At 70.2% G+C, this 22,510-nt stretch carries 21 protein-coding genes and 1 riboswitch; of the genes, 5 read left to right on the top strand and 16 right to left on the bottom strand.

All coding sequences use genetic code 11. The annotated features are described in order from the left end of the window. Positions 1-71: 71 nt before the first annotated feature. The 4 genes from UWG_RS0109320 to UWG_RS0109305 form a co-directional block, all read right to left on the bottom strand. Positions 72-1,118 carry a C40 family peptidase gene (locus UWG_RS0109320; RefSeq protein ID WP_029391299.1) on the bottom strand — a complete coding sequence of 349 codons (1,047 nt, stop codon included), beginning with the start codon at positions 1,116-1,118 and terminating at the stop codon, positions 72-74. Between the two features lie 276 nt (positions 1,119-1,394). After that, positions 1,395-2,423 (bottom strand): C40 family peptidase, encoded by a 1,029-nt coding sequence (locus tag UWG_RS0109315; protein ID WP_029391298.1) that lies wholly within the window; start codon positions 2,421-2,423, stop codon positions 1,395-1,397. A gap of 356 nt (positions 2,424-2,779) precedes the next feature. Further along, the gene (locus UWG_RS0109310) at positions 2,780-4,147 is read right to left on the bottom strand and encodes an NYN domain-containing protein (RefSeq protein ID WP_016906933.1); all 1,368 of its coding nucleotides are present in this window, start codon (positions 4,145-4,147) and stop codon (positions 2,780-2,782) included. Between the two features lie 19 nt (positions 4,148-4,166). Then, a complete protein-coding gene (locus UWG_RS0109305) occupies positions 4,167-4,406 on the bottom strand; it encodes a hypothetical protein (RefSeq protein ID WP_019545837.1) in 240 nt (79 codons plus the stop codon). A 200-nt stretch (positions 4,407-4,606) separates the two neighbouring features. Between UWG_RS0109305 and UWG_RS0109300 the strand changes: the two genes are divergently transcribed. Together UWG_RS0109300 and UWG_RS0109295 are read left to right on the top strand one after the other, a co-directional pair. Further along, positions 4,607-5,389, top strand: coding sequence for a rhomboid family intramembrane serine protease (locus tag UWG_RS0109300; protein WP_016906931.1), 783 nt, complete (start codon positions 4,607-4,609; stop codon positions 5,387-5,389). Next, a complete protein-coding gene (locus UWG_RS0109295; protein ID WP_016906930.1) occupies positions 5,386-5,667 on the top strand; it encodes an Lrp/AsnC family transcriptional regulator in 282 nt (93 codons plus the stop codon). The genes UWG_RS0109300 and UWG_RS0109295 overlap by 4 nt, the downstream gene beginning before the upstream one ends. A 13-nt stretch (positions 5,668-5,680) precedes the next feature. Here the strand turns inward: UWG_RS0109295 and UWG_RS0109290 are convergent, their stop codons facing one another. The 6 genes from UWG_RS0109290 to ctaE form a co-directional block, all read right to left on the bottom strand. Then, complete coding sequence (locus UWG_RS0109290; protein WP_016906929.1) at positions 5,681-6,961, bottom strand: aminotransferase class V-fold PLP-dependent enzyme; 1,281 nt, start codon at positions 6,959-6,961, stop codon at positions 5,681-5,683. 224 nt (positions 6,962-7,185) lie between these two features. After that, positions 7,186-7,305: riboswitch (SAM riboswitch) on the bottom strand. A gap of 91 nt (positions 7,306-7,396) precedes the next feature. Continuing rightward, positions 7,397-8,461 carry an anthranilate phosphoribosyltransferase gene (trpD, locus tag UWG_RS0109285; RefSeq protein ID WP_016906928.1) on the bottom strand — a complete coding sequence of 355 codons (1,065 nt, stop codon included), beginning with the start codon at positions 8,459-8,461 and terminating at the stop codon, positions 7,397-7,399. 159 nt (positions 8,462-8,620) lie between these two features. Beyond that, on the bottom strand, positions 8,621-10,252 hold the full coding sequence (gene qcrB, locus UWG_RS0109280; RefSeq protein ID WP_016906927.1) for a cytochrome bc1 complex cytochrome b subunit: 1,632 nt from the start codon (positions 10,250-10,252) through the stop codon (positions 8,621-8,623). Then, complete coding sequence (gene qcrA / locus UWG_RS0109275) at positions 10,249-11,319, bottom strand: cytochrome bc1 complex Rieske iron-sulfur subunit (RefSeq protein ID WP_078495624.1); 1,071 nt, start codon at positions 11,317-11,319, stop codon at positions 10,249-10,251. The genes qcrB and qcrA overlap by 4 nt, the downstream gene beginning before the upstream one ends. Beyond that, a complete protein-coding gene (gene qcrC / locus UWG_RS0109270) occupies positions 11,316-12,128 on the bottom strand; it encodes a cytochrome bc1 complex diheme cytochrome c subunit (RefSeq protein WP_016906925.1) in 813 nt (270 codons plus the stop codon). Before qcrC ends, qcrA begins: the two co-directional genes overlap by 4 nt. 98 nt (positions 12,129-12,226) lie before the next feature. Then, positions 12,227-12,844: an aa3-type cytochrome oxidase subunit III gene (gene ctaE, locus UWG_RS0109265; protein WP_029391297.1), complete on the bottom strand. Its 618-nt coding sequence runs from the start codon at positions 12,842-12,844 to the stop codon at positions 12,227-12,229. Between the two features lie 184 nt (positions 12,845-13,028). Here ctaE and UWG_RS0109260 point away from each other — a divergent pair, with 184 nt between their 5' ends. After that, positions 13,029-13,442: a response regulator transcription factor gene (locus UWG_RS0109260; protein WP_016906923.1), complete on the top strand. Its 414-nt coding sequence runs from the start codon at positions 13,029-13,031 to the stop codon at positions 13,440-13,442. Positions 13,443-13,550: 108 nt separating this feature from the next. Here the strand turns inward: UWG_RS0109260 and UWG_RS0109255 are convergent, their stop codons facing one another. From UWG_RS0109255 to ctaC, 4 genes are all read right to left on the bottom strand, one after another. After that, a complete protein-coding gene (locus tag UWG_RS0109255; protein WP_016906922.1) occupies positions 13,551-14,762 on the bottom strand; it encodes an Ig-like domain-containing protein in 1,212 nt (403 codons plus the stop codon). A gap of 174 nt (positions 14,763-14,936) precedes the next feature. Further along, positions 14,937-15,335, bottom strand: a complete 399-nt coding sequence (locus UWG_RS0109250; RefSeq protein WP_016906921.1) for a cytochrome c oxidase subunit 4 — start codon at positions 15,333-15,335, stop codon at positions 14,937-14,939. Then, positions 15,332-17,059 carry an aa3-type cytochrome oxidase subunit I gene (ctaD, locus tag UWG_RS0109245; protein ID WP_016906920.1) on the bottom strand — a complete coding sequence of 576 codons (1,728 nt, stop codon included), beginning with the start codon at positions 17,057-17,059 and terminating at the stop codon, positions 15,332-15,334. The genes UWG_RS0109250 and ctaD overlap by 4 nt, the downstream gene beginning before the upstream one ends. Then, positions 17,056-18,018: an aa3-type cytochrome oxidase subunit II gene (ctaC, locus tag UWG_RS0109240; RefSeq protein WP_016906919.1), complete on the bottom strand. Its 963-nt coding sequence runs from the start codon at positions 18,016-18,018 to the stop codon at positions 17,056-17,058. Before ctaC ends, ctaD begins: the two co-directional genes overlap by 4 nt. A gap of 313 nt (positions 18,019-18,331) precedes the next feature. Here ctaC and UWG_RS0109235 point away from each other — a divergent pair, with 313 nt between their 5' ends. Continuing rightward, positions 18,332-19,723, top strand: a complete 1,392-nt coding sequence (locus UWG_RS0109235) for a cysteine desulfurase/sulfurtransferase TusA family protein (protein ID WP_033196052.1) — start codon at positions 18,332-18,334, stop codon at positions 19,721-19,723. A gap of 69 nt (positions 19,724-19,792) precedes the next feature. Here the strand turns inward: UWG_RS0109235 and UWG_RS0109230 are convergent, their stop codons facing one another. Continuing rightward, on the bottom strand, positions 19,793-20,767 hold the full coding sequence (locus UWG_RS0109230) for a carbohydrate kinase family protein (RefSeq protein ID WP_029391296.1): 975 nt from the start codon (positions 20,765-20,767) through the stop codon (positions 19,793-19,795). 472 nt (positions 20,768-21,239) lie between these two features. Here UWG_RS0109230 and UWG_RS0109225 point away from each other — a divergent pair, with 472 nt between their 5' ends. Next, complete coding sequence (locus UWG_RS0109225; protein ID WP_016906916.1) at positions 21,240-21,791, top strand: hypothetical protein; 552 nt, start codon at positions 21,240-21,242, stop codon at positions 21,789-21,791. 141 nt (positions 21,792-21,932) lie between these two features. Here UWG_RS0109225 and erpA read toward each other — a convergent pair whose 3' ends face one another. Next, the gene (gene erpA / locus UWG_RS0109220) at positions 21,933-22,286 is read right to left on the bottom strand and encodes an iron-sulfur cluster insertion protein ErpA (RefSeq protein WP_016906915.1); all 354 of its coding nucleotides are present in this window, start codon (positions 22,284-22,286) and stop codon (positions 21,933-21,935) included. Positions 22,287-22,510 lie beyond the last annotated feature (224 nt).

Below are 22,510 nucleotides of genomic sequence, written 5' to 3'. Positions count from 1 at the left end.
TCCCCCGCGCCGCCCTTCCGGGCGTGGACCCGCCACGCCCGGGCGGCCCCCGGACGACGCGCCGTTGCCGCTCACGGCCGCGTCACCGAGGAGACCGGCATCATGCCGACCGGGTCGAAGCGGACGGGAGCTCCCGGATGGGGCGCGTGGATCACTTGGTCGTTGCCGACGTACATGCCGACGTGGCTCGCGTCGGAGCGGTAGAGCACCAGGTCGCCCGGCTTCGCCTGGGAGAGCGGCACCTGGCGGCCGGCCGAGCGCTGCGCCTGCGAGGTGCGCGGGATCGAGACGCCCGCCTGCGAGTACGCCCACTGCATGAGCCCTGAGCAGTCGAAGGAGTTCGGCCCCGTGGCGCCCCACGAATACGGCGAGCCCAGCGCGGACTTGACCGCGGAGACGGCCGACGCGGCGTGCGCCGAGGACGCCTTGCCGCCGCCCGCCTCGCCGGCCTGCGCCCGGTCGCCCGCGCGGGAGCCGCGCTCTCGCTCGGCCCGCTCCTTCGGGGTGAGCTTCTCGAGCAGCCGCCGCGCCTCGGCGAGCTTGTGCTGCACCCCGGCCTTGCGCTTCTTCAGCTCGCGCTGCTCCGAGCGGAGACGGTCCAACTTGCCCGTGGCCTCGGTGCGCTGCTGGTCGAGGGCGCGCTGGGCGCGCTGGAGCTGCCCGAGCCCCGTCGCCTGGCGGCTGCCGATGCGGTCGAGGACGGCGGCGCGGTCGAGGTAGGTGTCCGGATCGCTGCTGAGCATGAGCATCAGGGCCGGGTCGACGCCGCCCGAGCGGTACTGGGCGCCTGCCACGGCGGCGAGCCCCCCGCGCATCCTGTTCACCTTCGCCTGGCCGCGTGCGACCCGGTCCTGGGCGTGCTCGACCTGCTCGCGGAGCGAACCGGCGCGCTCGGCCACCGCGTTGTACCTCTCGGTCGCCTTCTCGGCCTGGGCGTAGAGACCGTCGACCCGGGAGGAGACGGAGGCGCGGGAAGCTTCGTCGGCCGGCTCCGCGCCTGCGGGCGTCTGGGCGAGCACGGCCGTGGCGCCGGCCGCCGCGGAGAGCACGGTGGCACGGAAGGCCGGACTCTGCCAGGGCCGGCCGCTGCTGCGTCGGGGAGACCTGTGGGATGCCACTTCGGGACGTGTCCCTTTCTGCTCGGCGAACTGCGCCAGCAGAATGTAGCCGCGTAGTGACATTCGGTCCAAGAAGCGCGGCGGGTGCAGGGATCGGGACATCTCGCACCCAACTGCCGCCTCCCGCAGGTCACCAGGGCACCGCCCGCGCCGACACCCCTCCCCCGCTTTCACCCGGAAGAACGAAAAAGGGGCCGATCTCCTGCGACACCAGGGCCTGTTGAGCAAGCCGAGGCGCCGGAGGGACCGGCCCTTGCACCGTGCGGGGGCGCCGGATCAGACGCGGGTGCCGAACATGAACGGCATGTTGTTGATCGACTCGAAGCGGACGTTGGCGCCGGGCTTCGGGGCGTGGAGGATCTGTCCGTTGCCGGCGTAGAGGCCGACGTGGTGCAGGTCGTCGTAGAAGAAGACGAGGTCGCCCGGGGCGAGTTCGCCCTGCCCGAGCCGGCTGCCCGCGTTGGCCTGGGCCTGCGAGGTGCGCGGCAGGGAGACGCCGGCCTGCTGGTACGCCCAGGAGGTGAGCCCGGAGCAGTCGAAGGAGCTGGGCCCGGTCGCGCCCCACACGTACGGCGAGCCGATCTTGCCCTTGGCGGCGCTCAGCGCGGCGGCGGCGCGCGAGGAGGACGAGGAGTCGTTGCCGAGGTCGACGCGATCGCTGGAGGCGCGGTCGGCGCGCTCCTGCTTCTTCGCCATCCGCTCCCGCTCCTCGGCGGTGAGGGTGTTGAGGAGCGACTGCGCCTTGGAGAGCTTGCCCTGGATCTTCTGCTTCTTGTCGCCGAGCTCCTTGCGGGTCTCGGCGAGGTCCTTGAGCTTGTCGGACGCCTCGGAGCGCTGCTGCGCGAGCGAACGCTGCTTGCCCTGGACCTTCTTGAGCGCCTCGGCCTGCTTGCTGGTGAGCTGGTCCATCGTGGCGGCCCGGTCGAGGTAGTTGTCCGGGTCGGAGGAGAGGAAGAGCTGCACGGACGGGTCGACGCCGCCGGAGCGGTACTGCGCCGTGGCCATCGAACCGAGGCCGTCCCGCATCTCGTTGAGCTCCTCCTGGCCGCGTGCGACGCCGTCCTGGAGGTTCTCGACCTGCTTCTGAAGCTTCTTCTGCTTGTCCTTGGCGCCGTTGTACTTCTCGGTGGCGCCCTCGGCCTCTTCGTAGAGCTTGTCGACCTTCGCCTTGACGTCCTTCTTCGACGCCTGCGGGTCTGCTTGTGCGGCCTGGGAGGTGAGAGCGGCCACGGCTGCTGCCGCGGACACGGTGAAGACGCTCATACGTGCGCGGCTCGGCTGCTTGGGACGACGGTGGGACGCCACTGGGGCGAGCTCCTTCTTCCTCAGCCGCCTGCCGGTCGGTCAACTCCGGCTCCGCGGCGCCCCGCTGGGCGGACCAGTGCGGCGTGCGGAACTAGGCGGGCCTCCGCTGTCACCCCGGATAGGTGATCAACCGAGCGAAGGTTCGAGGCCAGACACTAGCCACGCCAAACTGATCGGATCAAATCCCCTGGGAAAAAACCTGTGGCACCGCGGAATTCTTTACTCACATCCCACGCGCAGCGATGACCGCGTCACGCTCCGCCGACGAACTCGCCCGCCATGGCCGTATTTTCACCCCATGTGCATCCGACGGGGCCCCAATCCGCACACGCGCGGCCCGGGTCGGTCACACCGCCTCAGCTCCGCTCCAGCCGGTTGAGCAACAGCGCCGAGGCGACGGGACGCGCACCCGCGGCCGCGCACCCGTCGGCGACCTCCCGGTCGGAGGAGACGACCACCACCGGCCGCCCCGGCGGCTCGGCACGCACCAGTCGACGGATCAACTCGTCCGCCGTCTCCCGCGGTTTGGAGAAGAGCACCCGCACCCCGCGCGGCGGCGCCAGCAGCACGGGCGCGAGCAGCTCCGCACCGTCGAAGACGCACGTGACCTCGGCGCCCGACTGCGCCGCCAGCCCCGCGAGTCCGCCGAGGAGCCGCAACCGCTGCTTCTCCAGCGGCAGCGAGGGGTACCCCGACTTGGTGACGTTGTAGCCGTCGACGACGAGGTGCGCCTGCGGCAGCTCCAACAGCTGGTCGAGGAGGGCGGGATCGGTCGCGGCGAGTGCCCTCGCCGACACCTCCTTCGGGGAGAGCCGCCCGGGCTCGATCGCGTCGACCGTCTCGGCCGGCCTCGACTCGGCCGGCGGCAGGGCGAGTTCGCGCCGCAGACCCCGAGCGGCGTCGAGCACCGTGTCGAGGAGCAGCCGCACCCGCATGTCCTCGACGCTGCGTCCCTCGCGGGCCGCCCGCCGCCCGGACTCCAGCGCCGACTCCGCCTCGGCGAGCCTGGCCCGCAGCCTGCGTGCCTCGCTCTCGGCCGCCGCCTGCTCGCCGGCCGCCGACTCGCGCGCCGCCTCCAGCTCCTCGCGGAGCTTCCGCACGGCCGCCTCGCCGCGCTTGACGTCGCTCTGCGCCGAGCGGAGCTTCCTGCGCACCGCTTCGGTCTCCTTGCGCGCCGCCTCGACCTCGGTGCGCTGCCGCTCGGTCGCGGCCCGCGCGGCGGTACGCGCCTGCTCCAACTCCTCGCGCAGCCGTACGAGTTCGCGCTGCGTCCGGTCCTCCTCGTGTTCGGCCTGCGCCCGCTGCGCCTCCTCGCCCGCCGCGGTGACGAGCTTCGACCAGCCCGCCGGGCGGAGCACGTACGCCAGCGCCGCGACGTCGACCGGGTCGGCGGCCGGCGGCGGGGTGCCCTGCTCGACGGAGTCGGCCAGCTCTCCGAACCGCTCGCTGAGCCGGGCAGCGATCCGGGAGCGGAAGGCCGCGTCGCTCTCCAGCGACGCGGCCATCGCGTTGGCACCGAACTTGGTCCGGCGCTGCGGAGTGAACCGGGCGTACGGGCGCAGTGCGGCCGGGAGTTCGGCCGGGCGCAGCCCGCCGAGGACCTCGCCCGTCAGCGCGACGACTCTGCGCCGCACCCGCTCGGCGAGCGGCCGGTCCAGCCCCTCGGCCGCCGGCTGCTCATCCCCGGCCGACGGCTCGGCGCCGTCGCCCGTCGTGTCCACCACCGCTCAACACCGCCGTCCGTCAGCCGCCCGCACCTGGCCGGTCCACCAGCTCCACCTCGTCGACGGTGTTGCACCAGCGACAGCGGACCGACTCGATGTTCTCACTGAGGACGTCCTGCTCCTCGACGTTCGCCGCACCGGCGAGGTCCAGGTGGACGTACTCCACCACCTTGCTGGAGCGCGTGACGTCGAACCTCGTCAGATTGCCGCACAGGGTGCAGCGCCAGCGGGTTTCCGTCGTGGGCGTGGGAACCGCCATCGTCTCCCTCATTCCTCGGAACGTTCCGCGAAGCGACGCTGCCTCGCGGTCCCTACGGTCCGCCGGGCCGTTCGGCCCGCCGGCAAGCACGCCGGTTCCGTGCGGTCAGGAGGTACGGAGGCGCAGCAGCACCTTCCGTCAACCCTACGGCCTGCCGGTTGCGGCGTGTGTCGAGGAGCCTGCCCCGTAGTCGAGCCGCCATGATCCCGCCCATGGACGAGTCAGCGGACAACCACGGCACACCTCGCACATCCGACACGGCACGGCCGCCGGACGCACCCGCCGTGGAGTCCGGACCCCACCGCCCGCTGCTCACCTACGCGTTGCTCCTCGCCTGCTTCCTCCTCTTCCTCCTCGGCCCGGCCTCCGGCTTCCTCCACGTCTACGGGACGGGCGAGGCCGTACGCCACGCGCAGGCCGCGTACTTCCACCGCTGGGGCGTGGTGCCGGAAGCGCTCTGGCACGGCGGGCTCCGCCAGTTCCTCACGCCGCTCAGCGCACTCTTCCTCCACGGCAACTGGCTGCACCTGCTCGGCAACCTGCTCTTCCTCTACGTCTTCGGCGGGATGGTCGAACAACGGCTCGGCGCCCTGCCGTTCGCGCTCTTCTACCTGTGCGTCGGCTACGCGGCGATGCTCTGCTACGCCGCTGCGCACGCCGCCTCCGCCGAGTCCCTCGTCGGGGCCTCGGGCGCGATCTCGGGGCTCCTCGGCGCGTTCCTCTACCTCTTCCCGCGCGCCCGCGTCACCAGCATCTTCCCCTTCCTCCTCTTCCTGCCGCTGCGCTTCCCCGCCTGGCTGGTGCTGCCGTTCTGGGTGACGCTCCAGTGGCTCGCGGTGCGGCAGGACGCGGAGGGCCCGGGGGTCGCGTACCTCGCTCATGTGGCGGGGTTCACCCTGGGGTTCCTGGCCGCCTGGGCCTCGTGCCGGCGAGCTAGAGTGACCGGGCCAGCCCCGGCGTCCAAGGGAGAGACCCAGCCGTGATCACCTCGATCGTGCTCATCAAGACCAGCACCGAACGCATCCCCGAGATCGCCGAGCAGATCGCGGCGCTCGACGGCGTCAGCGAGGTCTTTTCGGTGACCGGTGCGCACGACCTGATCGCGATGGTCCGCGTCGCCCGCCACGACGACCTCGCCGACGTCATCCCCGGACGGATCAGCAAGGTGCCGGGCGTCGAGTCCACCGAGACGCACATCGCCTTCCGCACCTACTCGCAGCACGACCTGGAGGCCGCCTTCGCCATCGGCCTCGACTCCTGAGCCCTCCGCCGACTCAGCGCGCCAACTCCCCCACGGCACGCACCAACCGCTCGACGTGCTCGGCAGGCGTCCCCGCGCCGAAGCTCGCCCGCACGGCGCCGCCGCCGTCCCCGCACCCGGCGGGCCCCTCCTCCTCCAGCAGCGTCCGCACCAGCGGATGCGCGCAGAAGAACCCGTCGCGCACCCCGATGCCGTACCGCCCGGCGAGCTCCGCCGCGACGTGGGCGGCCGGCAGCCCGCGCACCGTGAAGGAGACGACGGCCACCCGGTCCGCCTCGGGCCCGAAGAGCGAGAGCACCGAGACACCCGGCACCGCCTCGAGTCCCGTGCGCAGCCGGTCGAGCAGCCGCTCCTCACGCGCCGCCAACCGCTCGCGTCCCGCCTCGGTGAGCGCCGTGCACGCCGAGGCGAGCGCCACCGCGCCGAGCACGTTGGGCGACCCGGCCTCGTGCCGGGCCGCACCCGAGCGCCAGGCGACGTCGAGCCGGCCGTCGGCCGTACGCTCCACGGCGCTGCTCGCGCCTCCCCCCGCGAGGTACGGCTCGGCCTCCTCCAGCCAGTCGGCCCGCCCCGCCAACACGCCTGCCCCGAACGGCGCGTAGAGCTTGTGCCCGGAGAGCGCCACCCAGTCGACGCCCCATCCGGCCACGTCCACCCGCCGGTGCGGCGCGAGCTGGGCCGCGTCGACGACGGTCCGCGCACCGTGCCTGCGTGCGACGGCGGCGAGGCGCTCCACGGGCCACACCTCCCCCGTCACGTTGGAGGCGCCCGTCACGCAGACGAGCCGCGGCCCTTCGGCTGCCTCGGCGAGCGCCCGCTCCAGCGAGGCGACGGCCTCGGCGGGCGAGCGCGGCGCCGGCAGGACGGTCGTGGGACGGTCGCGCCAGCACAGCAGTGCGGCGTGGTGCTCGCTCTCGAAGACGAACACCCTTGTGCCGCTCGGGAGTACGGCGGCGAGCAGGTTCATCGAGTCGGTGGTGGAGCGGGTGAGGACGAGTGCGTCGTCCGGACGGCAGCCGAGGAAGGCCGCGACGGTGGCGCGGCTGCGTTCGTACGTCTCGCTTGAGAGCTGCGAGAGGTGTCCGGCTCCCCGGTGGACGCTGCCGTAGTACGGCGCGAACGCCGCCACGTCGTCCCACACCTGCCGGAGTGCGGGGGCGCTCGCGGCGACGTCGAGCGCGGCGTACGGCACCGAGCCGCCGTCGCGCAGCGGTACGTGCACGTCGTCGCCGAGGACGGGCAGCGGTGCGTGCTCTTCGGACGAGCGGTCCTGGACACGGGTAGGTATGGGCATGGCTCAACTCCCCTGGTGGCAGGGCGGATCGGCTCGGCCGCGCGCTCCGGTGCGGCGAGCTGGGTGGGATGCGGCCCCGGCCGAGAGCGGCGGGGCGGGCGCGGCGAGGACCGCGCCGTGGGCCGAGGCGGCCCGTGGACGGTGACTCGGAGAAGGGGCGTGCGCCCTACCGCATTCGCCGGCTCATGGGAGGCTCCTCGAAGGACCAGGGACCCCTGGTGAGAGATCCGCGCTTGCCGACGACCCTGCTTGCCGACGGCCTGGTCATCACCCGGGGCACCCCGCCACGGAAGGAGGGTTGCCGGACAGCGGGCCGGGGCCCGTCGACGCTGTCACTCGTGACCTGCCGGGATTATGGCACACCCCGGTGCAGCGCGGCACCGCCCTCTCACCACGTGGACCGGGCCCGCGCAGAAGCCCGGTCCAGCGGCGTCGTCAGCGCGTGCTGGCGGCGATCCAGCGCTCCAGCGCGGCGCGTGCGGCGCCCGAGTCGATCGACTCGGCCGCTTTCGCCATCCCGGCCGTGATCCGCACCGTCAACGACTCCTCGGTCGGCTCCAACGCGGCGAGCGCGGCAGCGGAGTTGAGGAGGACGGCGTCGCGCACGGGACCGTGCTCGCCTTCGAGCAACCGCCGCGCGACGTCCGCGTTGTACGCGGCGTCGGCACCGCGGAGCGCCTCCACGGGGACGAGGGAGATACCCACGTCCCGCGGATCGAAGGACTCGCTCCGCACCTCTCCCCCACGGACGAGCCACACGGTCGACGTGGACGTCGTGGTGAGTTCGTCGAGCCCGTCGTCGCCGCGGAAGACGAGAGCGGACGAGCCGCGCTCCGCGAGCACGCCCGCGAGGATCGGCGCCATCCGCGCGTCGGCGACGCCCGTCGCCTGCGCGGTCACCCGCGCCGGGTTGGTGAGGGGACCGAGGAAGTTGAACGGCGTGGGCACGCCCAACTCTTTGCGCGCGCTCGCCACATGGCGCAACGACGGGTGGAAGCGCACCGCGAAGCAGAAGGTGATCCCCGCCTCCTCGGCGACCTCGGCCACCCTGCGCGGGCTCAACTCCAGGTTGACGCCGAGCTTCTCCAGGACGTCGGAGGCGCCGGAGGCGCTGGAGGCCGCACGGTTGCCGTGCTTGATGACGCGGGCACCGGTGCCGGCGACCACGATCGAGGACATCGTCGAGATGTTCACCGTGCGGGCCCGGTCGCCGCCCGTGCCCACGATGTCGAGCGCGGGCCCCGGCACGTCGATGCCGACCGCGTGCGCATACATGGCGCGGACCAGCCCCGAGATCTCCTCGACCGTCTCGCCCTTGGCCCGCAGCGCGACCGCGAAGCCGGCGATCTGCGCGTCGCTCGCCTCCCCGCGCATGATGCGGTCCATCGCCCACGCGGAGGCGTCAGAGGTGAGGTCGCCGCCGGCGAGGAGGGTGCCGAGGAGGTCCGGCCAGCCGTGCGCCGCCGCGGTGTCGCCTCCGGCGGGTGTGGCAGCGCACATGGGGATCACTCCTGGCGTTCGTCCGTGGTGGGCCCGCAGCTCGCGGGCGCCCCCACCTTATCGAGAGCCGGCGCCGCGCCCGCACTGCGGACCTGCCCGCACACGCGCGAGGGCCCCGGAGGCGAACTCCGGGGCCCTGCGCGGCGACAGCGGGAGATCTCAGTGGTGGCCGTGGCCGCTGGTGATCTCCTCGTACTCGGAAGCGGACGGCTTGGGGATCTGCGCCTGCTCGCCGTAGTACCCCTTGGAGAGCCGCGCCCGCAGCTTCTCCACCCTGCCCACCTTGCGCTCGACGCCGTTGTCGTCGGTCTGCGGGCCGATCTCGCGCGGCTGGTACTGCTCGTGCGCGGTGAGCGTGTGCAGCTCGTCCTGCGTGAGCGGCTCGTGCACCTCGACGAACTCGCCGTGCGGCAGCCGCTTGATGATGCCGGACTCGCGCCCGTGGAGCACCTTCTCCCGGTCCCTGCGCTGGAGCCCGAGACAGATGCGCCGGGTGCACCAGAACACGACGAGCGGGACGACGAAGAACCCGATGCGCACGAACCACGTGATCGCGTTGATCGAGAGGTGGAAGTGCGTCGCCCAGAGGTCGTTGCCGCCGCCGACGAGGAGGACGAAGTACCAGCTGATCCACGCCGCACCGAAGCCGGTACGGGTCGGCGCGTTCCGCGGACGCTGCGCGATGTGGTGCTCCCGCTTGTCCCCGGTGACCCAGGACTCGATGAACGGGTAGACCGCGATCGCCGCCAGCACCAGCGGGAAGATGATCAGCGGTACGAAGACCCCCAGTGCGAGCGTGTGCCCCCACAGGTTGATCTCCCAGCCGGGCATCGCCCGGATCAACCCCTCCGAGAAGCCCATATACCAGTCGGGTTGGGCGTTGGTGGAGACTTGATCGGGTCGATAAGGCCCCAGTACCCAGATCGGGTTGATCGTGAAGACCGCGGAGATCACCGCGATCACGCCGAAGACGAGGAAGAAGAACCCTCCCGCCTTCGCCATGTACACCGGCAGCAGCGGCATCCCGACGACGTTCCTGTTGTTCCGTCCGGGACCCGCGAACTGCGTGTGCTTGTGGTAGAAGACCAGGATCAGGTGGGCCACCAGGAGCGCCAGCATGATGCCCGGTAGCAGTAGCACGTGCACCGCGAAGAACCGTGGAATGACGTCGTGCCCCGGGAACTCCCCGCCGAAGAGGAACATCGACAGGTAGCTGCCGACGATCGGCACCGAGAGGATCGCGCCCTCCATGAACCGGACGCCGGTGCCGGAGAGCAGGTCGTCGGGGAGCGAGTAACCGGTGAATCCGGTGAACATGCCGAGCACGAACAGCAGGAAGCCGAAGAGCCAGTTGATCTCGCGCGGCTTGCGGAAGGCGCCCGTGAAGAAGACGCGCATCATGTGCACGAACATCGCCGCGAGGAAGAGCAGCGCCGCCCAGTGGTGGATCTGCCGCATCAGCAGGCCGCCGCGCACGTCGAAGCTGATGTCGAGCGTCGACGCGTACGCCTCCGACATCTTGATGCCCTGCATGGGCACGTAGCTGCCGTGGTACTCGATCTCGCCCATGCTCGGCGTGAAGAACAGCGTCAGGTAGACGCCGGTCAGGATGATGATGATGAAGCTGTAGAGCGCGACCTCACCCAGCATGAAGGACCAGTGGTCCGGGAAGATCTTGCGCATGTTGGCCTTGGCGAGGGTGTAGATCCCCAGCCGGCCGTCCGCCCAGTCGGCGACCCGCTCGCCCGCGGGTGCCTTCTTCTTCTGTGCGGTATCCGTTGCGTTACTCATCCGCGCTCCCAGAAGGACGGGCCGACGGGCTCCTGGAAGTCGTCCTGCGCTTCGAGGTAGCCGTCCTTGTTGACGCTGATCTTCAGCTGCGGGAGCGGGTGTCCCGCGGGCCCGAAGAGCACCCGCGCACCGTCGGTCAGGTCGAAGGTCGACTGGTGGCAGGGGCACAACACGTGGTGGGTCTGCTGCTCGTAGAGGCTCACGGGGCAGCCGACGTGCGTGCAGATCTTGGAGTAGGCGACGATCCCCTCGTGGGACCAGTCGAGCTCCCGCTTGTCCTTGATGTCGTTCGGCTCCAGCCGGACGAGCATCAGCGCGGCCTTGGCGATCTCGCTGTGGAAGTCGTGGTCGTCCTCCTCCAGGCCCTCCGGCTTGGCGAAGGTGAGCGAGCCGACCGAGATGTCCTCGGGGCGCAGCGGCTGGTTGGTGTTCTCGTTGACCAGCAACTTGCCCTTGGACCACAGCGTGTGGCGCAGCTTGTTCTCGGGCAGCGGGCCGAGGTCCCGCAGCAGTACGACGCCGGAGAGCGGCACGAGGGCCACCGCGCCGAACATCGTGTTCCGGATCAGCTTGCGCCGTCCGAAGCCGGACTCCTTGGCACCCTGGACGAAGTCGCCCTTGACCTTCGCCTCCATCTCGGGCTCGGCGGCGACCGGGTGCCGCTCGTCGACCATCTCCTGGTCGGACATGAGCGTGCGAGCCCAGTGCACCGCACCGGCGCCGATGCAGAAGAGCGCGATGCCCAGCGTCAGGCCGAGCGAAAGGTTGAGCGCGCTGACGCGGCCGATCGGCCACACGTAGACGATCTTGTCGATCGGGAAGATCACGAACGACGCGATGAACGCGACGGTGGCCAGCATCGAAAGAGTGAAGAGCAGCGCCACCGCCCGCTCGGACCGCTTGGCGGCCCCCTCGTCGATGTCCTGGATGCGGGGCTCGTGGGGCGGCAGCCCCGGGTCTGCGAACGGGTCGGGGGCGCCACCCCCGCCCACGCGCTCTACACCGGAGCGGTGCTCCTCCGGCTGCTTGTCTTCTGACACGTTCTCGTCCGGTCCCTGGCTACTCATGACTTCTTGGCCTTTGCTGTCCGCGCGGCGACCCAGACAGCCACACCCACCAGCACACCCATGCCGAAGACCCAGGCGAACATGCCCTCGCTGACGGGGCCGAAGCCGCCGAGCGCGAAGCCGCCCGGGCTCTCGGACTTCTCGCCGTTGGCTTCCTTCACGTAAGCGACGATGTCCTTCTTGTCCTTCTCCGGCAGCGCGCCGTCGGTGAAGGAGGGCATGTTCTGCGGGCCCGTCTGCATGGCCTCGTAGATGTGCTTCGGTTCGACGCCCTCGAGGTTCGGCGCGGTCTTGCCGTGGGTCAGGGCACCGCCCTGGCCCGTGAAGTTGTGGCACTGCGCGCAGTTGGTGCGGAAGAGCTCACCGCCGTTGGCGACGTCGGCACCGCTCGGGTCGTACTGCTCCTTGGTCGGCATGCTCGGGCCGCTGCCCAGCGAAGCGACGTACGAGGCGAGCTGGTCGATCTCGCTCTGCTCGTAGATCTTCGGCTTCGACGGTGCCTGCGCGCCCTGCTGCTGCATCGGCATACGACCGGTACCGACCTGGAAGTCGACGGCCGCCGCACCGACGCCGACGAGGCTGGGACCGTCGGTCGTGCCCTGGCCGCCGGTTCCGTGGCAGCTGGAGCAGCCGACGTCGTAGAGCTTCTTGCCCTCCTCGATGGCGAGGGACTGACTCGACTCCTGGTCGGCCTTGGCCTCGCCCGAGGGGGCGAACGCGGTGTACAGCCCCCCGGTGACCGCCAGCGCGAAGAGTAGGACGACGAACGCCGCCAGCGGATGGCGCCGTCGTGCGGAGAGCTTTTTCACGGATTACCCCGGTGTCAGGATCTTCTGCGTCGATGCTTGCTTAAAGTCCATCTGTCGTGCGACACCGCGGAGACGCTGCGGAGCCGCCGCCCGATCAACTACTGGATCAGGTAAATCGTGGCGAAGAGGCCGATCCAGACCACATCGACGAAGTGCCAGTAGTAGGACACGACGATGGCCGCGGTGGCCTGCTGATGCGTGAACCGCCTCGCCGCGTAGGTGCGCCCCAGTACGAACAGGAACGCGAACAGGCCGCACGCCACGTGGATTCCGTGGAAGCCGGTCGTGAGGTAGAACGCCGATCCGTACGGGTCGGAGGAGATCGTCGTCCCCTCCATCACGAGCTCGGTGTACTCGTAGACCTGGCCTCCGATGAAGATGGCACCCATCACGAAGGTGACGATGAACCACGTCCTGAGCTTCTTCACGTCACCGCGCTCGGCGGCGAAGACACCGAGCTGGCAGGCGAGCGAAGAGAGCACGAGGATCGTGGTGTTCGTCGCCGAGAAGGGAAGGTTCAGCTCACTCGCGTGCTCCTTCCAGAACTCGGCGCCGGTCACCGATCGCAGGGTGAAGTACATCGCGAAGAGGGCCGCGAAGAACATCAGCTCGGAACTCAGCCAGATGATGGTTCCGACACTGGTGAGGTTCGGCCGGTTGACCGACGGGTGCGCGTGCCCGGTTTCTACTGCTGTTGCTGTCGCCACGATCGACATTATGTCGGTCGCTTATCCCGCCCTCACTCCCGGGGTCCCGTTCGGTGTGTCCGTGGCTTGTGCGCTGCTCCGACAAGGGCCGCACGCCCGCGTCAACCGGGTGTGCTAACCGGTGTTGACGGGGCGTCGGAGGGAGTAGCATCCGGGCCAGCCGGAGTGAACTCCCGAGGGAAGCGGAGGAACGATGCAGCCGACCGCCACGGTGCTGGTCTACAGCGACGACGCCAACACCCGCGAGCAGGTGCGGCTTGCCGCCGGAAGGAAGCCGGCAGCCGACGCACCCACGGTCGAGTACGTGGAGTGCGCCACCTTGCCCGCGCTGCTGAGCGCACTGGAAGAAGGCGGCGTCGACGCCTGCGTCCTCGACGGCGAGACCTCTCCCGCCGGAGGCATGGGCGTCTGCCGCCAGATCAAGGACGAGATCTACGAGTGCCCGCCCGTGCTGCTGCTCATCGGCCGCCCGCAGGACGCCTGGCTGGCGACGTGGAGCCGCGCGGAGGCCGTCGTCTCGCACCCGCTCGACCCGGCCGCCGTCGCCTCGTCCCTCGCCGGGCTGCTCGGTCAGCCGCGGCCGGGAGGGGCCCTGACCGGCGTCTGAGCCGGACCCCTCGCCGCACGTACAGGGGCGCCGGGCCGTGTTACGGACGGCCCGGCGCCCCGTTGGTCTCCGCGGGCGGCAGCGCCCGCTCCGTCGTTCCCCGCGCCCTCACACCTGCGGCCGCAGCCTCGCGGTTCCGCCCCGGGCGCCGCCCTGTTGGGCCTCGTTCTGCACGGCGCTGCCCTTGACCCAGTCCTTCCACTCCATGTTCCAGTCACCGAAGCCGTTGCCGAACGGGGCCATGTCCTCCCCCTCGGTGTTGACGTGCTCGACGAGGTCGCCCTGGCGGACGTTGTCGAAGAACCACCGGGCGTCCTCGGTGCTCATCCCGGTGCAGCCGTGGCTGACGTTGGAGACGCCCTGATCACCCGTCGACCACGGGGCGCCGTGGATGTACTCGCCGCTGTTGGTGAGCCGGGTCGCCCAGTGCACCGGCAGGTCGTACGAGTCGGCGCTGCCCGCGGCTATGCCTATGCTGGCGCTCGTCATCCGTACGAAGGACTCGCGGCCGAGCACGACCTTGATCCCGTTCCTCGTCTCGAAGCCGGCCTTCCCTGTCGTTATCGGGAAGGACTTGACGACCTTGCCGTTCTTCTTGAACTTCATCTCCAGCGAGCCCGCGTCCGCGACCGCCTCGATACGGTCGCCCGTGCTCATCGAGAGCGGCTTGGAGGAGCCGCCGTAGAGACCCTCGCGGACCTTCAAGCCCTCCAGCGCGGAGTGCACGCGCACGGTGGCGTGCGCCGGCCAGTAGTCGCGGGGCCGGTAGTGCAGCTCCTTGCCGTCGACCCAGTGCCAGGCCCCCTCGGTCCACGGCTGCGTGCGCACCTTCAACGCCCGCTCCACCAGGTCGCGTTGGGCCGGGCTCTTCACCCGGTGGCTCAGCTCCGCCGTGATCGGCTGGCCGACCCCGTACGTCCCCTGCTTGGGTCCGAAGGTGACGGTGAGCTTCTTCCCCGCCGGCTTGGTCTCGAAGTGGAGGACGCGGCGCCCTGGCGCGCCCTCCTCGTTCTCCGTGCTGATGCTGACGGTGTACCGCACCCCGGCCGCCAGCGGGCTGGTGCTCCGCCAGCGCTGTCCGTCCGCGGAGAGCTCGCCCCGCAGCGCCCTGCCGGCCACGTCGGTGGCGAGGACGTCGGTGAGGGCGTCGCCGCCCTCCTTCGCCGTGACCTCCAGCGGCTTGTCCGGGTCGAGCGTGCCTCCGCTCCCCACCGCGTTGACGGCGACGCCGTCGCCCGCCTGGTAGGGACTCCCCGCGAGCGGGTCCTTGCCTCCGCCCGACGAGCAGGCGGCGAGCCCAGCGGCGGTGAGAGGGGCCATCAGCAGCGCGCAGCCGGTGGTTATCCGGCGCTTGGTTCTGTCCGAGCAGTGAGTCATACCGCCATGATGTGAGCGGTGGTCAGCTCCGGCCCGTCGGATACCTGCAAACGGGTCGGCCCCCGGAGTGTCCGGGGGCCGGCCCTTGCCAAACGCCCTGCGGGGCTGCTCTGCGTGCTACTGGGTGCGGTTCACGCCGTGGTAGTACTCGAAGACCCAGCCGAAGAGGCCGATCAGCAGCAGCGGCGCCGAGACGAAGACCAACCACCAGCCGATCGCGACGCCCAGGAAGGCGAAGGCGCCGCCGAGGCCGAGGGAGAGCGGCTGCCAGCTCTGCGGGCTGAAGAAGCCCAGCTCGCCGGCGTCGTCCGCGACGTCCGCCTCCTTGTTGTCCTGCGCTCCGGCGTCGACCCTGCGTGCGGTGAACACGAGGTAGAAGCCGATCATCAGCGCCAGGCCGAAGGAGAGGAAGAGAGCCGTCGTGCCGACGGGCTCCTTCGACCAGAGGCCGTAGGTGGCGGCTACCGCCAGGAGAAAGAGGGAGAGCCACAGGAAGAGCGTGCCCTGGATCTTCACTTCCCGGCCTCCTTGCTGCCGGCGAGGGCCTTGTCGTCCCCGTGCTCACCGAGCTCGTCGAGTGCGGCGATCTCGGGGTGGTGCAGGTCGAACGCCGGGGATTCGGAACGGATACGCGGCAGCGACGTGAAGTTGTGCCGCGGGGGCGGGCAGGAGGTCGCCCACTCCAGCGAACGCCCGTAGCCCCAGGGGTCGTCGACCTCGACCTTCTTCCCGTGCTTCGCTGTCTTCCAGACGTTGTAGAAGAACGGCAGCATCGAGAGGCCGAGCAGGAACGAACTGATCGTCGAGACGGTGTTGAGCGCGGTGAAGCCGTCGGCCGCGAGGTAGTCCGCGTAGCGGCGCGGCATGCCCTCGGCACCCAGCCAGTGCTGGACGAGGAAGGTGCCGTGGAAGCCGACGAAGAGCGTCCAGAAAGTGATCTTGCCGAGGCGCTCGTCGAGCATCTTCCCCGTGAACTTCGGCCACCAGAAGTGGAATCCGGCGAACATCGCGAAGACGACGGTGCCGAAGACCACGTAGTGGAAGTGCGCGACGACGAAGTACGAGTCCGAGACGTGGAAGTCGAGCGGGGGCGAGGCGAGGATGACGCCCGTGAGTCCGCCGAAGAGGAAGGTCACGAGGAAGCCGACCGTCCAGAGCATCGGCGTCTCGAAGCTCAGCGACCCCTTCCACATCGTGCCGACCCAGTTGAAGAACTTCACGCCCGTCGGCACCGCGATGAGGAACGTCATGAAGGAGAAGAACGGTAGGAGTACTCCGCCTGTGACGTACATGTGGTGCGCCCAGACCGTCACCGAGAGGCCCGCGATCGCGATCGTCGCCGCGATCAGCCCGATGTAGCCGAACATCGGCTTCCGGCTGAAGACCGGGATCACTTCGGAGACGATCCCGAAGAACGGCAGGGCGATGATGTAGACCTCGGGATGCCCGAAGAACCAGAAGAGGTGCTGCCACAACAAGGCGCCGCCGTTGGAGGCGTCGAAGATGTTCGCCCCGAATTTTCTGTCCGCTTCCAGCGCGAAGAGCGCCGCGGCGAGGACGGGGAAGGCGAGCAGCACGAGCACACCGGTGAGCAGGACGTTCCAGGTGAAGATCGGCATCCGGAACATCGTCATACCGGGAGCGCGCATGCAGATGATCGTGGTGATGAAGTTGACCGAACCGAGGATCGTGCCGAAGCCGGAGAGCGCGAGGCCCATGATCCACATGTCGGCGCCCATACCGGGCGAGCGCACCGCGTCCGAGAGCGGCGAGTAGGCGAACCAGCCGAAGTCAGCCGCGCCTTGGGGGGTGAGGAAGCCGCCGACCGCGATGACCGAACCGAAGAGGTACAGCCAGTACGCGAACATGTTGAGCCGCGGGAAGGCGACGTCGGGCGACCCGATCTGCAGCGGCATGATCCAGTTGGCGAAGCCGTTGAAGAGCGGGGTGGCGAACATCAGCAGCATGATCGTGCCGTGCATGGTGAACGCCTGGTTGAACTGCTCGTTCGACATGAGCTGCGTGCCGGGGCGCGCGAGTTCGGCGCGCATGAAGAGCGCCAGCACACCGCCGATGCAGAAGAAGATGAACGACGTGACCAGGTAGAGGGTCCCGATCGTCTTGTGGTCCGTGGTGGTCAGCCAGGAGACCACAATGTTGCCAGGCCGCTTACGGGGTTGGGCTGGCGCGCCCTCGTCCGTCGCTGCGGCGGCACCCTGGGGTTCGTTGAGGATGCTCACGGGTTATTCGTCTCCGCATTCTTGGCATCGCCCGTGGTGGCGGTGCCCGCCGGGATGTAGCCGGTCTGGCCCTTGTTCGCCAGATCCTCCAGATGCTTCTGGTAGCGCTCCGGGGAGACGACCTTCACGTTGAAGAGCATCCGGGAGTGGTCGGCGCCGCAGAGTTCGGCGCACTTGCCCTTGAAGGTGCCCTCCTTGTCGGGGGTGACCTCGAAGCGGTTGACGTGGCCCGGGATGACGTCCTGCTTCATGAGGAAAGGCACCACCCAGAAGGAGTGGATGACATCACGGGAGGTCAGGACGAACTGGACCTTCTCGCCCTTGGGCAGCCAGAGCGTGGGCCCCGGGTCGTTGTTCTGGGGGTTCCGCTCGCCGGGGGTGCCGACGTCGTAGACGCCCTCGGCGCCCTCGGGGAAGCTCTTCGCCATCCGGTCGGGGATGGCGTCGAGTTCCTTGTCCGAGGTGTTGTCCGACGACTTGTCGCCGTCCACGTCCGCGACGTAGTTGAAGCCCCAGCTCCACTGGTAGCCGACCACGTTGACGACATGGTCCGGCTTGTCGGAGGTCTCCATGAGCTTGGACTCGTCGCGTGCCGTGAAGTAGAAGAGAACACCGACGATGAGGATGGGGACCACGGTGTACAGCGCCTCGAGAGGCAGGTTGTACCGGGTCTGCGGAGGTACCTCCACCTTGGTGCGCGAGCGCCGGTGGAAGAAGGCGCTCCACAGGATCAGGCCCCAGACCAGCACGCCCACGGCGAGGGCCGCAAACCAGGAGCCCTGCCACAGCGAAAGGATGCGTGGCGCCTCCTCCGTGACCGGAGTGGGCATGCCGAGGCGGGGATAGTCCTTGTATGTGCAACCTGTCGCGGTCGCCAGGACCAGGCCCGCGGCCAACGCCAGGTGCAGCTTCCGCCGCATCGGGCGCCGCGACGAGCGGTCGGAGCCGTTGGGACTCACGTAGCGCCTTCCCGAGAGTCTCGCCCGCGTGGTTTGGGCTCGGTCCTCACAGGTGGTCGAGTGCCGGCCCAGGCGCAGGCAGGGGTTTGGATGTTTATGCGGACCAAACCCTACTGGACGAGTTTTGGGGCCGTGCGGGGAGGGTGCTCAACGCGCCGCCCGCCACCCCAATGGGGTGGAACGGCTGGGAGCTTGTGCGAACTGACGCCGCACCGGATGTCCGGCAAGGCCCCACCGGCCGGTCCCCGCAAGGTACTTGTGCGTCTTCGGCGACTCCATGCGCGCGCCGTGCCGCGCCGAATATCGTGCCGGCGTGCCCTACTTCGACGCCGCCTCGGCCCTCCCGCTCCACCCCGTCGCACGCCAGGCCCTGCTCGCCGCCCTCGACGAAGGGTGGGCCGACCCGGCCCGCCCGCACCGCGAAGGCCGAAGGGCCAGACTCCTCCTCGACACCGCCCGCGAGACGGCGGCCGAGGCGGTCGGCTGCCGGCCCGACGAACTCTCCTTCACCTCCTCGGGAACCCGCGCCGTCCACACGGGCGTCGCCGGCGTGCTCGCCGGGCGGCGCAGGACGGGTCGGCGGATGGTCGTATCCGCCGTCGAGCACTCCTCGGTCCTCCACGCCGGCGAGGCGCTCCAACAGGAGGGCGGGACCGTCGAGGAGGTGCGCGTGGATCGCGCGGGGCGGGTGGACGCGGGCGAGTTCGGCGCCGCGCTCCGTCCCGGTACGGCGCTGGCGTGCCTCCAGTCGGCCAACCACGAGGTGGGCACCGTGCAACCGGTGGCCGAGGTGGCCGAGGAGTGCGCGCGCACGGAGGTCCCGCTGCTGGTGGACGCTGCGCAGTCGCTGCCCTGGGGCCGTCCGCCCGGCGGCTGGTCGGTGCTGACGGGCAGCGCGCACAAGTGGGGCGGGCCGCCCGGCGTCGGGCTGCTCGCGGTGCGCAAGGGGGTGCGGTTCTCGCCGCCGGGGCCTGCCGACGAGCGGGAGCGGGGCAGGGCGCCCGGGTTCGAGGACCTGCCGGCCATCGTCGCGGCCGCCGCCTCGTTGCGTGCCGTCCGCGAGGAGGCCGCGGCGGAGGCGGACCGGCTCCGCGGGCTCGTCGAGCGGGTACGGGCGCGGGTTCCCCAACTCGTCCCGGACGCCGAGGTGGTGGGCGATCCGGACCACCGGCTTCCGCACATCGTCACCTTCTCCTGTCTCTACGTCGAGGGCGAGGCCCTGCTCCACGCGCTCGACCAACAGGACTTCAGCGTCTCCTCCGGTTCCTCCTGCACGTCGAGCACGCTCACCCCGAGCCACGTGCTCCGCGCGATGGGGGTGCTCTCGGAGGGCAACGTCCGCGTCTCGCTGCCGCCCGGTACCGAACCGGCCGAGGTCGAGCGCTTCCTCGACGTCCTCCCCTGCGCCGTGGGGAGCGTACGGGAGCAGCTCGGCGTCTCCGACGCCGCTGCCGCGCCCGCGCCTTCGGGGGCGCGGGGGGACGCGGTCACGGTGGACGCGCTGGGGACGTACTGCCCGGTGCCGGTGATCGAGCTGGCGAAGGTGATCGGCGGGGTGCCGACGGGCGGCGTCGTGACCGTGCTCGCCGACGACGAGGCCGCGCGGTTGGACATCCCCGCGTGGTGCGAGATGACGGGGCACGAGTACCTCGGTAGCGAGGGGAACGGCTTCCGCGTCAGGCGCGCGGGCCCGCGCGCGGGGTGAACTCCCCCGCGGCGCGGGCCTGTCGACGTGCGGGCCGCCGGGCCGCCGAGTGGCGGCGGCCCGGTGGCGTCACTTCAGCAGCGACTCGATCTCGGAGGCCGCGTCGTGGCCGTACGCCTTGGTGAAGCGGTCGAGGAAGTGGGCGCGGTGGAGTTCGTACTCCTGGGTGCCCACGGTCTCGATCACCAGGGTGGCGAGCATGCAGCCGAGCTGCGCCGAGCGCTCCAGGGGCAGGCCCCAGGAGAGGCCGGAGAGGAAGCCGGCGCGGAAGGCGTCGCCGACGCCCGTCGGGTCGGCCTTGCGCTCCTCCTTGGGCGTGCCGACGACGATCGGCTCCTCGCCCTTGCGTTCGATCCTGACGCCCTTGGCCCCGAGGGTGACGACCCGGGTGCCGACCTTTTCCAGGATCTCGGCGTCGGTCCAGCCGGTCTTCGACTCGATGAGGCCCTTCTCGTACTCGTTGGAGAAGAGGTAGGTCGCGCCGTCGGTGAGGTTGCGGATCTCCTCGCCGTCCATGCGCGCGATCTGCTGCGAGAAGTCGGCGGCGAAGGGGATGTCGCGAGTGCGGCACTCCTCCGTGTGGCGCGCCATCGCCTCGGGGTCGTCGGCGCTGATGCAGACGAGGTCGAAGCCGCCGTTGCGTTCGGCGACGCCGGAGAGTTCGATGAGTCGCGCTTCGCTCATCGCGCCGGTGTAGAAGGAGCCGATCTGGTTCTGCTCGGAGTCGGTTGTGCAGACGAACCGAGCGGTGTGCAGCACCTCGGAGATGTGCACCGAGCTGGTGTCGACACCGTGGCGGTCGAGCCAGGCGCGGTAGTCCTCGAAGTCCTCACCTGCGGCTCCGACGAGGATGGGGCGGGCGCCGAGTTGGCCCATACCGAAGGCGATGTTGGCTCCCACGCCGCCGCGCCGGATGTCGAGGCGGTCGACGAGGAAGGAGAGCGACACCGTGTGGAGCTGGTCGGCGACCAGCTGGTCGGAGAATCGCCCGGGGAAGGTCATCAGGTGGTCGTTAGCGATGGAACCTGTGACTGCAATGCGCACGAAATCTGCTCCTGAGAGACGGATGGCGGCCGCAAACAACGCTACCCCCTCCCCTCACAGATTCGAACAGGGCGTAACTACCAGATAGTAGGGCCTTCCGGACCGTGTCTGGTCTGCGTAACGTCTCCGCCATGGAGCAAAAAACCAAAACCGTACATCTGGCCGGAGGGTCGGAGTCGCTCGAGCAACTCCTCGGTGATTGCGCTCGGATGGCGAGGGAGTGGCCCCGCGGATCGGAGCCACCACGGCTCGCCGCCGGAGCCGGAGCCGCGGGAGCGCCCTGGAGCCGGGCCTCCGCCGGCTCGGCCCGGGTCGTCGACGGCCTCTCGGGGTACGGCGTCTGACGGCCCGGAAGGCGCGCCCCGTCGGCGTCGCCCCAACTGCCGGGAACCGCACGGCTTTCCGCTCCGTCCCACCTGCGTCACCCCTTCGGGGAGGACGGAAAGAGCAAGCGAGGCCGAAGGAGCACGGCGTGCCGACGACAGACCACTCCCCCCAGCCTGCCAGCGACGACGAGCCCCAACCGGCCGCCGAGAGCCGGCAGTCCGGGCGCAGGCGCGGCCTCGTCGCGACGGCGGCCGCCGCGGTGCTGCTCGCCGGCGGCGGCGGTTACTGGGCCGCCGCGGCGGACAACTCTTCCGAACCGCCGCAGGGCGCCTCCGGGCACCAGCAGCGGAACGGCGCCGACGTCGGCCCGGGTCCGGGCGAGGCAAGCGAGGCGGACGCGGACCGGAAGCCGGAGAAGGGGAAGCCGTGGCGGGCGGTCGACTCGTACCGCGTCGACGGTCGGACGCTCACGGTCACCTTCACCGGCGGCGTCTGCGAGGAGTACCGGGCACAGGCGAAGGAGACGGACGAGCGCGTCACCGTCGAAGTGAAGCCGGAGAAGCAGGACTCGGAGAAGGTCTGCATCAAGATGGCGAAGAAGCGCTCGGTGAAGGTCGCACTCGAAGGAGGGCTCGGCGAGCGCAAGGTGATCGACGCGCGCAGCGGGAAACCGCTGCCGCGGTCGGCCGCAGGCTGAGGGCCGCGGCCCGCCAGCTCCCCGGTGACTGGGGAAACCGGGGTGGAAAGACGGCGAGGGCGGCGGGCTCCTGGTGGGGGGAGCCCGCCGCCCTCGTCGATGACGGCTGCACCGGCCGGCTGCGCCGGGCGCTGCGCTCGCTCAGCTGAAGGAGTCGCCGCAGGCGCAGGAGCCGGTGGCGTTGGGGTTGTCGATGGTGAAGCCCTGCTTCTCGATGGTGTCGACGAAGTCGATGGAGGCGCCGCTGAGGTAGGGGGCGCTCATGCGGTCGGTGACGACCTTCACGCCGCCGAAGTCCTTGACCACGTCGCCGTCGAGCGAGCGCTCGTCGAAGAAGAGCTGGTACCTCAGGCCGGAGCAGCCGCCAGGCTGCACCGCGACGCGCAGCGCAAGGTCGTCGCGCCCCTCCTGGTCGAGCAGGCTCTTGACCTTCTCCGCGGCGGCGTCGGACAGGATGATGCCCTCGCTTACAGCGGTCTCGTCCGAAACGGACATGCACTCTCTCCCGGGTTGTACGGACTGCTCTTTACCGTCAGTCGTCAACCGACGGTGCCCCGGATTCATTCCAGGCACGGCACGAGTTTCCGACGTTTCCTCGGGGCCCACGGGGTCCTGAGACGTTCTGCTGTTCTGCCGCTTCTTCATGCTCGCACACGAGACGGTGGCGCGGGAACGCGTCACTTCGACGCTAGGGGCATCGTCAAGGTGACGTGAAGCAG

Source organism: Streptomyces xiaopingdaonensis, assembly GCF_000262345.1.
Taxonomy (GTDB): domain Bacteria; phylum Actinomycetota; class Actinomycetes; order Streptomycetales; family Streptomycetaceae; genus Streptomyces; species Streptomyces xiaopingdaonensis.
Note: the sequence above shows the minus strand (reverse complement) of the source record. Positions and strands in the feature narration are given on the sequence as shown.

Bases quoted from the DNA above. Each gene is read 5' to 3' on its own strand.
- UWG_RS0109255 (WP_016906922.1), bottom strand. From the start codon at position 14,762: ATGGCCCCTCTCACCGCCGCTGGGCTCGCCGCCTGCTCGTCGGGCGGA.
- UWG_RS0109305 (WP_019545837.1), bottom strand. From the start codon at position 4,406: ATGGCGGTTCCCACGCCCACGACGGAAACCCGCTGGCGCTGCACCCTG.
- UWG_RS0109300 (WP_016906931.1), top strand. From the start codon at position 4,607: ATGATCCCGCCCATGGACGAGTCAGCGGACAACCACGGCACACCTCGC.
- qcrB (WP_016906927.1), bottom strand. From the start codon at position 10,252: ATGAGTAACGCAACGGATACCGCACAGAAGAAGAAGGCACCCGCGGGC.
- trpD (WP_016906928.1), bottom strand. From the start codon at position 8,461: ATGTGCGCTGCCACACCCGCCGGAGGCGACACCGCGGCGGCGCACGGC.
- erpA (WP_016906915.1), bottom strand. From the start codon at position 22,286: ATGTCCGTTTCGGACGAGACCGCTGTAAGCGAGGGCATCATCCTGTCC.
- qcrA (WP_078495624.1), bottom strand. From the start codon at position 11,319: ATGAGTAGCCAGGGACCGGACGAGAACGTGTCAGAAGACAAGCAGCCG.
- UWG_RS0109260 (WP_016906923.1), top strand. From the start codon at position 13,029: ATGCAGCCGACCGCCACGGTGCTGGTCTACAGCGACGACGCCAACACC.
- UWG_RS0109290 (WP_016906929.1), bottom strand. From the start codon at position 6,961: ATGCCCATACCTACCCGTGTCCAGGACCGCTCGTCCGAAGAGCACGCA.
- ctaE (WP_029391297.1), bottom strand. From the start codon at position 12,844: ATGTCGATCGTGGCGACAGCAACAGCAGTAGAAACCGGGCACGCGCAC.